Source organism: Rahnella perminowiae, from assembly GCF_019049755.1.
Lineage (GTDB): Bacteria > Pseudomonadota > Gammaproteobacteria > Enterobacterales > Enterobacteriaceae > Rahnella > Rahnella perminowiae.
The window spans coordinates 1-10,569 of sequence record NZ_JAFMOS010000463.1; the positions used below are offsets into that span (position 1 = coordinate 1).

The 10,569-nt window shown below is 50.8% G+C and carries 9 protein-coding genes; all 9 read left to right on the top strand.

The annotated features are described in order from the left end of the window. Positions 1–840 (top strand): LpxL/LpxP family acyltransferase (locus J1785_RS08240; protein ID WP_217219200.1); only part of this gene is annotated, 840 nt, incomplete at its 5' end. Positions 841–858: 18 nt separating this feature from the next. Beyond that, the gene (locus tag J1785_RS08245) at positions 859–2,988 is read left to right on the top strand and encodes a peptidase domain-containing ABC transporter (protein WP_217219201.1); all 2,130 of its coding nucleotides are present in this window, start codon (positions 859–861) and stop codon (positions 2,986–2,988) included. Then, positions 2,985–4,157 (top strand): efflux RND transporter periplasmic adaptor subunit, encoded by a 1,173-nt coding sequence (locus J1785_RS08250; RefSeq protein WP_217138520.1) that lies wholly within the window; start codon positions 2,985–2,987, stop codon positions 4,155–4,157. Before J1785_RS08245 ends, J1785_RS08250 begins: the two co-directional genes overlap by 4 nt. Then, a complete protein-coding gene (locus tag J1785_RS08255) occupies positions 4,144–6,096 on the top strand; it encodes an ABC transporter permease (protein ID WP_217219202.1) in 1,953 nt (650 codons plus the stop codon). The genes J1785_RS08250 and J1785_RS08255 overlap by 14 nt, the downstream gene beginning before the upstream one ends. Then, complete coding sequence (locus J1785_RS08260; RefSeq protein ID WP_217219203.1) at positions 6,093–7,517, top strand: efflux transporter outer membrane subunit; 1,425 nt, start codon at positions 6,093–6,095, stop codon at positions 7,515–7,517. The genes J1785_RS08255 and J1785_RS08260 overlap by 4 nt, the downstream gene beginning before the upstream one ends. Continuing rightward, positions 7,510–8,766: a beta-ketoacyl-[acyl-carrier-protein] synthase family protein gene (locus tag J1785_RS08265; protein WP_217219204.1), complete on the top strand. Its 1,257-nt coding sequence runs from the start codon at positions 7,510–7,512 to the stop codon at positions 8,764–8,766. Before J1785_RS08260 ends, J1785_RS08265 begins: the two co-directional genes overlap by 8 nt. Further along, positions 8,763–9,563, top strand: coding sequence for a MaoC/PaaZ C-terminal domain-containing protein (locus tag J1785_RS08270; protein ID WP_217219205.1), 801 nt, complete (start codon positions 8,763–8,765; stop codon positions 9,561–9,563). The genes J1785_RS08265 and J1785_RS08270 overlap by 4 nt, the downstream gene beginning before the upstream one ends. A gap of 18 nt (positions 9,564–9,581) precedes the next feature. Beyond that, positions 9,582–9,836, top strand: a complete 255-nt coding sequence (locus tag J1785_RS08275; protein WP_377425767.1) for an acyl carrier protein — start codon at positions 9,582–9,584, stop codon at positions 9,834–9,836. Next, on the top strand, positions 9,836–10,569 hold a 734-nt coding region (locus J1785_RS08280; protein ID WP_217219206.1), incomplete at its 3' end, for an SDR family oxidoreductase. The genes J1785_RS08275 and J1785_RS08280, both read left to right, overlap by 1 nt.

Sequence of the window (10,569 nt, forward strand, 5' to 3'; positions counted from 1 at the left end):
CTTTATAAGTTATTGCCATTAGAAATTATTTTTGGAATGTTGCATGTGATGCGTTTTCTGCGATGTATAGGGAAACATCAAAAAGCACTGACGCTGGTCGCCAATGAAAATAAACGGTGTTTGTTAAACGACACCGGCATCGTCGATTTCACCTGGATTGCGCAACGCCGGAAAGCCCTGGATTACGCGGCAACTTATGGCAAAAATCAGCGTGTCGTCAGCCAGCTGGAAAATTGTGCATATCAGTTAGATCAATTCGTTAAACCGCTGCATCAGAGCAGGAAACCCGTCATCCTTGCGCCGCTGCATATGGTTTCGGATATCCTGGCAGGTATTGTTGCCAGTAAAACCTATCCAGGCAAAGGCACCGTGATTGTTTCTGCCAATGCAGAGCAATATAAAGAGCAGGACAGAATGAGAGGCGGTGTAAATCTGACGTATTGTTCCATCCACGAACAACGTCAGGGCGTGGCAAAAAATATGATTTCTGCCTGTATGGATGCCGCTGAGAATAAAAGTAACATCATTATATTTCCTGATATCACCCCTGATTATACTTTGGGCACTCATAGTGCAACCTCATCAAAGTTGACCTGCCGGTTATTTGGCCGCCCGGCCAGATTACATAATGGGATAGTCCGGTTAGCAAAGATGCTCTCGGCAGAAGTGGTGTTTTATTATCTTTATTATGACCATGGGGTAAAAATTCATATATATCCTGCTGTTGGTGCGGAAAGTGTTGAAGAGATGATGCCCGAGATTATTGAACGATCAATCAGGTCAAAGCCGCAGGACTGGCTGTTATGGCATCTTCACTCACTTTACTTTATCAATGAATAAGAATCAGAAGATATAATCATGAGTTGTATTATTCCAGGGATGGTTGCACAAAGCGAAATTAACGAGTGCGGGCTAGCTTGTGTTGCTATGTTGGCCGAAACGCAAGGTATAAATATTACGCTTGCTCAATTGCGTGATGCCTATCCTATTTCGGTTCACGGAACCTCGCTCAGTACACTGGGAGATATTCTGTCAGAACAGGGTATTTCGGTTTATCCGGTTTTATTTTCATCCGACGAAATTCAGGATTTACCGTTGCCTGCCATTCTTCATTATGGTGCCGGCCATTATGTTTTGCTGGCTTACCGGAAAGGAAGGCGGGTTTGTATAATGAACCCCGCCATTGGTCAGCAATTTCTGACTTTCGATGCGCTTAAAAAAGAAATAAGCGGATATGCGCTTGTCGTCGATCCTGATATCGGGTCGGAAGAAAAAAAAACGGTAAAATCATCAGGGGAAAAACAATCTTTTCTTTCCTGTCTGAGCCTGAAACAAACTGCGCAAGTGTCAGGCATCTACTTTCTCATGAGTCTGGCCTTTCTTGTCTCCCTGACCTTATTCATTATGCCAGCAATGGTTGGGCAGGCAATTAACGAGGTATTATCGGCTGCCGGAAAAGTTGATTTTCCTTATTTTCTTTTTTTACTGGCGTTTGTGATTTCGACTGCGCTGGCCCTCTGGGTGCGCGCGGTGACGGAAAGGTGCATAAAACGATTTGTGGTGCTCAACAGCACGGCGGGCTTTTCGCGACTTTTGAGCAATTCACTGCGCTTTTTTGAACGTCGTGCACCAGGCGAAATCTTCAGCCGTTTTTCTGCCTGGGAAACCGCGGCGATGCAAAAAATCGAGCTGGATAATGGTCTGCGTACCGACTGGATCATTGGCCTGCTGGCTTTCATCGTCATGGCATACATGAGTTTTTCTCTGGCGCTGGTTTCTCTGGCGGGTGTCACCCTGCTGGGGATGGTGAGTGTCTGGGCTATCTATCGCGATCGTTTCTACGCCCAGCAAATGCAGGAACGTATTGCCGAACAAAACGAATACATCCTTGAATCCATTAACGGGTTTACCACCATAAAATCCGCCGGTTTAAGTGAACAACGCAAGGGGATGTTTGCGCGTTATACACTGGCGCTATTTACCTGCATGCAAAGAAAACAAATCTATGAGCAGATAAAAAACAGCATTTACCAGTTAGTCGGCAGTCTTGAAATGGTGCTCTTCATGTTTCTGGCGCTGCCATTACTGAAAGCGGGGGCGCTGTCATTGGGGAGCTTTTTCGCCTACAGCTTTATCCGGCAGATCTTCTCCTCGTATATCACCCGGATTTTCTTTGCGATTTTGCAGAAAAACCAACTGCACGTTATTGATCAGCGGGCAGCGGATCTCTTTCCCGCGGCCGCGCAGAAAGAGCCTGGATTAACAGCAGGCGTTTCTGAACCGCTTTCCTTCAGCCGCAATCTGCGATTCGAGGATATCGCCTTCCGTTATGACAGTGCGAAACCTACCCTGCATAAAATGTCTCTGTCGGTGAAATATGGTGCGAAGCTGGCGATTGTCGGGGAATCAGGGGCAGGAAAAAGTACGCTCATCAAAATTATTGCCGGATTGCTTTTACCGGATGAAGGCCAGATTTTCCTCGATGGGAACCTCATGACGTCGCATCAGATCAGCAGCTTATGTTTTCTGCAAAGTCAGGACGATATTCTTTTTAATGCCAGTGTGCTTGAAAATATAACCTTATTTGACCCTCGTTATGATGATAGTCAGGAACCGCGTATCCATGCATTACTCACCGGATTAAACCTTGCGGAGGTTGTGGCGCAACTTCCGGGAGGCGTTCATGCCCGGATCCGTGAAAGCCATACCGGCCTTTCTCTGGGACAACGTCAGCGACTCTTACTTGCCAGAGCGATGTATTGCGACCGGCCGGTATTAGTGCTTGATGAACCGACGGCCAATCTGGACGACGAGACGGCATTGCAGGTCATGATGTCAGTCGTTGCGCATTGCCATGAGCAGGGCAAAACCCTGATTGTCGTCACGCACAGCAAACCTATTCTCAGCCAGTTCGATGATGTTTACATGATCGTGCAGGGACAATTACAGCCTCATGACGGCATGGTGATGCAGGAGTGTGTGGCATGAAATCTTCCCGTCGCCGTTTGCTGATTATTTGCGTGAGTCTGATGCTGGGGATGCTGATTATGGTGGCCGTCGCGGTGATGAGTTATCAGGCAAACCAGGCAGAAGCCCGGGATAATTTTGAGGTGATCGGACGCGGGGATATACAAACCACGGTCATGACTACAGGCGTACTTCAGCCGCTGAAAAAAATCAGTGTTGGTGCTCAGGTTAATGGGCAGTTGAAGAAATTATATGTAAAACAAGGTGATAAAGTTGATAAAGGGCAGCTTCTGGCGGAAATTGATCCGGTTATCCAAAAGAATGAATTACGTAACGCGGAAGCTGAACTGAACAGCAACCGGGCCCAGGTGCAAGCCTCAAAGGTTCTGCTCCGTCAATATGCATTAACGTTAAAGCGCCAGAAGAAAATGGCTCTGGATGGCGCTGGCATACCAAGCGATCTTGAATCTGCCCAAGCAGACTATGACATGCAGTCTGAACAGCTACAGATGGATAAATCGCGTTTAGTGCAGGCGGAGATTTCCGTTGAAACCGCCCGAGCTAATCTGGGATATACCCGCATTCTTGCCCCTATTGATGGCGAGGTGTTGGGCATTATTATCCAGGAAGGCCAAACCATTGTGTCCTCCCAAACGGCACCGACCCTTATGGTGCTTGCCGATATGAGCGTCATGCGCGTTCAGACCCGCATTTCTGAAACCGATATTCTAAAAACGCATCCCGGGCAACCTTTGTGGTTTTACGTCATGGCAGATCCTCACCGCCGCTATGAAAGCATCATGGGAATTATCCAGGATGCCCCTGACGAAGCTCTCCGCGAGTCCAACGACAATTCCGGCATCCCCAAGCAATCTGCTGCGGTTTATTACAATGGTGAATTTAATATTGCTAATGATCAGCGCCGGCTGAAAACGTCAATGACCGCAGAGGTTTTCATCATTGTTGACCAGGCCAAAAACGTCTTACGCATCCCGTTATCTGTTGTGGGCGACCGCGATGCACAAGGGCGTTATCAGGTACAGGTATGGGAGAACGGAAAAATTACCGATCGCCTGCTTGAGCTTGGGATCAGAGATAACCATTACGCTGAGGTGAAATCGGGTCTTGCGCAGGGGGATCAGGTGCTCAGTGCGCTGCCCTATCAGGGAGACGCCGATGCCAGCCAATGATCCCCTGATTTCATTACAGAATGTCTCCCGTATTTTCCGTTCTGGGGAAGAGCAAGTCAGGGTTCTGGACGGTGTAACGCTGTCGGTCCGGCAAGGGGAAATGATTGCTATCGTTGGTCCTTCTGGTTCAGGAAAATCCACCCTGATGAACCTGTTAGGCGGACTGGATATCCCTGACAGTGGCGAGATCTGCATCGCAGGCATTGATACCACCCGGGCTTCTCATGAACACCTTGCCGCGCTGCGAAGCAGCCATATTGGCTTTATTTTCCAACGCTATCACCTGATGCCTTATCTGACCGCTGCGGAAAATGTTGCTGTACCGGCGCAGTACACCGCCATGCGGGAAAACGTTCAGCGTCAGCGTGCCGCCTATCTGTTGGCACATCTGGGATTGGAAGACAGGATGAGCCATAAGCCATCCCAGCTCTCAGGAGGACAGCAGCAGCGGGTCAGTATTGCCCGCGCCCTGATGAACGGTGCCTCGGTTATTCTGGCAGATGAACCGACCGGGGCTCTGGATGCGCAGAGTGGTCAGGAAATGATGGCGATCCTTCACGGCCTTCATCAGTCTGGGCATACCATTATTCTGGTGACACACGATCGTGATGTGGCTTCGCAGGCTGAGCGGATCATTGAAATCAGTGACGGTAAGATCACCGCTGACTTGCCTAATCGTCATGTTCAGCCGGCCAGCGGTCCGGTGGTGTTGCTTCCGGCAGCGAATACCGGGCGATCTTCGTGGCGGGAAAGCTTCCATGATGCGGTAAAAATGGCCTGGCGGGCGCTGAACGGGCATCGTATCAGGGCATTGCTCTCCATGCTGGGGATCATCATTGGCGTGGCCTCGGTGATTACCTCAATGGCGGTTGGCGAAGGCGCGAAACAAAAAATAATCCGCGATATCAGCGCGCTGGGTACCAGTACGCTCTCGATTCATCCCGGGCTGGGCTGGGATAACCCCCGTCCTGACTTTGGCAATGCCCTCTCTGATGAAGATGTTCGCCTGCTGTCTGAACTGCCTTATGTGGCCAATATTTCTCCTGTCTTCAACCGTATCATGGAAGCTCAGGTTGAAGGACGGCAGATGTTTATCAATATCACCGGGGTTAACGCCCGATACTTTGCGGTGCGCGATCTGTCTCTTGAAGCCGGGCGAAAATTCAATGAACACGATGTGGAGACCCGCGAGCCCGTATTGCTGGTGGATGCAGCCACGGCGAACACCCTATTTCACAATGATAAAAATCCAACCGGGAAGAGCCTCTATTTCAACAATGTACCCTTCCGTCTTGTCGGTATTACGGCATCTAAAGGCTTAAAGATAGCGGGGGGTGGGCTGAATGCGTGGATGGCTTATACCGCCTTGCAGGAACGCTTAACCGGCAGCATGCCTGTCGCGGCCATTGAGGTACAGGTCGCCAAAGGGATGTCACTGAAAGAAGCGCAGCGGCATATTGAGTATGTCCTGGATAAAGCCCACGGACGGCGTGATTTCTTCATTGAAACCGACAGTATGATGTTGGAAACCATCCAAAAAACCTCCGACTCTTTGACGTTACTGATTGCCGCGATTGCGGGTATTTCCCTGATAGTTGGCGGTGTGGGCGTCATGAATATCATGCTGGTTTCGGTCGCTGAACGTACCCACGAAATTGGCATCCGGCTGGCTGTTGGAGCACGCGCCGCAGACATCATGCGTCAGTTTTTGATTGAGTCGATGGTGGTCTGCCTTTTTGGCTGCGCAATTGGGGTCGTGGTGACTTTTGTTGCGGGGACGTTCTTCTCCCTGCTGACCACACAGTTTGAGATGGTCTTTACGCCGCTGCCGATACTTTATTCGTGTGGTTTCTCTGCCCTCATCGGCCTGGGGTTTGGGTATTTCCCGGCACGTTTCGCCGCCCGGATGAAACCGACGGAGGCACTGGCCAGAGAATGAAAATTATCCTTACCGTGACATTGGCTCTGTGTCTGGCCGGATGCGGTTCTTTAGTAAAAACGCCTTATCAGCAGCCCGGCCTCAATCTGCCGCAGGATTGGCAAAACAAGCAAACGGGTTCTGCCTGGCTCAGGAATACGCCGCAGTGGTGGCGTATTTTCAACGACCCGCAGTTTTCGCAAATGATCACCGATGTACTGAGCCATAACGACGATCTGGCCATTGCAGGTTACCGGCTCCGTCAGGCGGTGCTGGATGCCGGATTGACTGATACCAACCTGACACCGGATGTCAGTGTTGGCGGTGAGGCCAGCAACAGCAAAAACACCCGGCGCAACACTGCCTCCGCCGAAAATTACAATGCCTCTGTCTCGATGAGTTATGAGCTGGATCTCTGGGGCAAACTGGCACGAACGCGTGAACAGGCTCAATGGCAGATAAACGCCACCGCTCTTGACCGGCAGAATACGGCACTGATGCTTATCGGGACGACCGGGGAGCTTTACTGGCAAATCGCCGCACTCAATCAAAAAATCGACAATACCGGCCAAAGCATCCGCCTCGCGACGGAAACCGAACGGATTACACGCTCGGGTTATGACGCGGGTGCCATCAGTCAGCTGGATGTCCTTCAGGCCCGCCAGTCTGTGCTTGATCAGAACAATAGCTTGCGGGATCTGGAACAGCAAAGAGAAGACGCGCGTAACGCACTGGCTATCCTTTTCGGTCGATCCCCGTCAGTGCGTGCACCGGAGAAAGCCTCTCTCGATCCCCGCCAGAATATTGCTCTGGAGCCTGATCTCCCTCTCTCAGTGATTAGCCGCCGGCCAGATGTGCAATCTGCCGAATGGCAACTGCGCGCATCGCTTGCGGCGAACGAGGTAGCAAAGCTGAATTTTTATCCTTCTTTGTCATTAGGGGCGACGCTGGGAGCGGGAAATGCGGTATTCAGCGAGTGGTTTTCTAATCCTGTGCGGACACTCAGCAGCAGCCTGACATTGCCCTTTGTGCAATGGAATACGGTTCAGCTGACGGTGGAACGCTCCGGGCTGGATGTAAAACAAGCCGCCGCAAATTTCAGAAATAAGGTCTACAGCGCTTTAGCCGATGTCGAAAAAGCATTGTCGCAGAGGGCGACGTATCTGGCTCAGCGTGAAGATCTTCTGAGGTCTCTGGCATTGAGTCAGCAACGACTCGGGCTGGCCAAAAGTCAGTATCTGGCCGGAGCGGTCTCTGTACAAACCTGGCTTGATGCACAAAGCAGCCTGCTGGGTGCTGAAAATCAGCTGGCAGATGCCCAGTCTTACTATCTCAATGCGACATTGCAGTTATGGCTGGCGCTCGGCGGAGAAGTGATCCCCGAGACACTCATGGTCATGACAGACGTTAACAACGTTCCAGGGAAGAACAGTAATGGATAACTCACATTCTTTAAAAAGGGTCGTCGTGACCGGATACGGGGCCATCACGCCATTGGGAGGTAATGCGCATCAAAGCTGGGACGCCATCATGGCGTATCAGACAGGATACCGGTATATGGACCGACGCGCCGGTGGCATTAAATCCCGATTTTTTGGCCTGATAGACGATGAACTTTATCTTAAGTTCCTGCCTGCAGGGATCCGACGCCGGTTACCGCGATTTGCCCACTTAGCGTTGATTGCGGCACGGGAAGCCATGGAAATGGCTTTCGGCAATACATCGCCGGCGCAATACCATGCCGAACTTGATCGCGGCGCCATTATTGGCACCGGCTGGGGCGGGCTGGATGAAACGGTCTGTAACCACGATAAATATCGGTCAAGCGGCCTGGGCTCAACCTTCGGGTGTTTTTACTCAATGCCCAGTATTGCGACGGCAGCCTGCAGCCAGCTTTGGGCGTTGCGCGGCTATCAGAATACGCCCGCTGCTGCCTGCGCTACGGGGACCATCGCGATCGGCGATGCGTTCGATGCTATCCGTCACGGCCGGGCAACCATGATGCTGGCGGGTGGTGCAGAATCACTGCGTACTGATACTGCAGTCTGGAATATTGATGTGCTGAGCGCATTAACCCGTGAAGAACAGGATATTACTAAAGCCAGTTGCCCTTTCAGCCTTGAGCGAAACGGATTTGTGCTGTCTGAAGGTGCTGCTGTTTTATGTCTGGAGGACCGCGAGATTGCGCTGGCGCGTGGTGCAACCCTGTTGGGTGAAATCACCGGCTACGGCAATTTTTCTGATGCGGTGGATTTTACCGTGCCTGCCGGGGACAAACTTGCGCGGGTTAAAACGATCCGTACTGCGCTGAGCCAGGCAGGTCTGAGCGCGGGTGAAATTGATTATATCAACGCGCATGGTACCTCCACACAGCTTAATGACCGCAATGAAACGGAGTCCATCAAGCTTGCGCTGGGCGAAAAGGCGTATAGCGTTCCGGTTTCCAGCACCAAGGGATACAGCGGGCACCTTATTGCCGCTGCCGGCAGCTTTGAAAGCATCATCTGCTTGCAGGCTCTGCATCATCAAATCATGCCCGCAACACACCATTTAAAACAACCTGATCCCGCCTGTGATCTGGATTTCATCAGCGAGGGGCATCGCCCTGCATCCCTTAAGCATACCCTTAACCTGAGTTTTGGTTTCGGCGGGGCCAATGCTGCATTAGTCATCAGCAAGGGGGCATTATGATGTTTTCCTACGATGTCCGGGATGCCGAGGCATGGGCAAAATTTTCAGGGGACTACAATCCGATTCATTTTGACTTACAGCAGGCCAGAGCTATGGGGCTGGAGACGCTGACAGTGCATGGCATGCGCGCACTGCTGGATATGAAAAATCATCTGAGCCATAACGTTATGGCCGCGAAGTCTGAGTTCTATCAGTTTAATGCCCGTTTGCGGCAGGCGGTGAAATGCCAGACTCCCTATCAGCTGGTATCCACCTTAATTCTGGCCGGCTCCGGCGTCAGCAGTCTCCTTACCGAACCGGTCTCGGGGACGTGCTGTTTCAGCAGTAAGCTGACCGGAAAATCTGCTTTCCCGGCGGCATGTGCCACGTTGGATCACATGCTGACGGGGGCGCAGCTGGCGGCATTAAGTGAAGCCTATCCGTCAGACAAACCGGATGTCATGTCGTGGGAATTGCTGGATGGGGTGCTGTTTGCGCAGATCGTGAATATGCCGGAAACGCTTGAGTGCGTCCGGGAATCGATACCGCATCTTTCTGCTTTGTCGCTGGCAGACGTTTTTAAGCAGATCCCTGTAGTACAAACACACCATGATGTGCATTTCAGCCGCCAGCATATGGTTTCCCGGCATCAGGAAGCTTTTAACAAACCTTTCTATTACGGCCTGTTGCCTGCGATGGTTATCGGAGATTCAGAGCAGGGTTTTGTTATCCGTATGACCATTCAGGGAGGGTATGACGCGCATCCTTCCATTATGACTGCCATAACGCTAAAAACCTGGCCAGTTCAAACACATTGAGATTAAGGGAATATAAAAATGAGTGAAATGACGAAAAATGAAATCTATGCCATTGTCTGCGAAATGTTATGTGATGCAAAAGATCTCGAACCAGATTCCTTAAATGAAGACCTGCCGGTTAAAAGCCTGAAACTTGACAGTCTGGATTATGTAGAACTGATGGTGCTGGTAAAACGCGAGTTTGATATTTCGCTGAGTGCCGATATGTTTATTCAACACCCTGATATTACATTGGGTGAAATGTGCCAGGCTTTGGAAGAGTTACGCAAATGATGAATACCCGCAAATGGGTACTGGTTACCGGCGGGAGTCGGGGGATCGGCAAAGCCCTGGTTATTCATCTGGCGAAAACCTATGACGTAATATTTACCTGGAAGAATCATGCCAGCCAGGCCGCTTTCGTTGAATCATCCTGTGCTCAGGCTTATGGTAATGTCAAAGGTTATCGTTGCGACGGAGGCGATGAAGAGCAGGTCGCGCAGCTTGCTGAATTATTAGTATCGGTACGGGGTGCGCCTTTCGGTATTATCCATAATGCGGGGATCACATGTGACGCTTTACATATTAAGCAGGCTTCTGCCGACTGGCATGAGATAATAAATACCAATCTTAATGCTCTGTTTCACTGGAACCAGCATCTGTTACCGGGAATGCTTGCGCGTGGTGAAGGAAGCCTGATCCTGATGTCATCAGTTTCCGCAGTGAAAGGAAACATCGGGCAGGTAGCCTACAGTGCCACAAAGGCGGCAATGACGGGTGTGACACGTTCTCTGGCACTGGAGGTTGCCCGTTTTGGCATCAGAGTAAACAGCCTTTTACCCGGTGTCATTGAAACGGAAATGTCGTCAGCTCTCAGTACGGAAGAATATAAGAAGATACGTTCCGTTATTCCGGTCCGGCGATTAGGGAAACCGGACGAAATTGCCCAGGTTGCTGATTTTTTGTTAAGTGATGCCAGCAGTTATATTACCGGACAAAGCATTATTGTCGACGGAGGCTTGAGCGC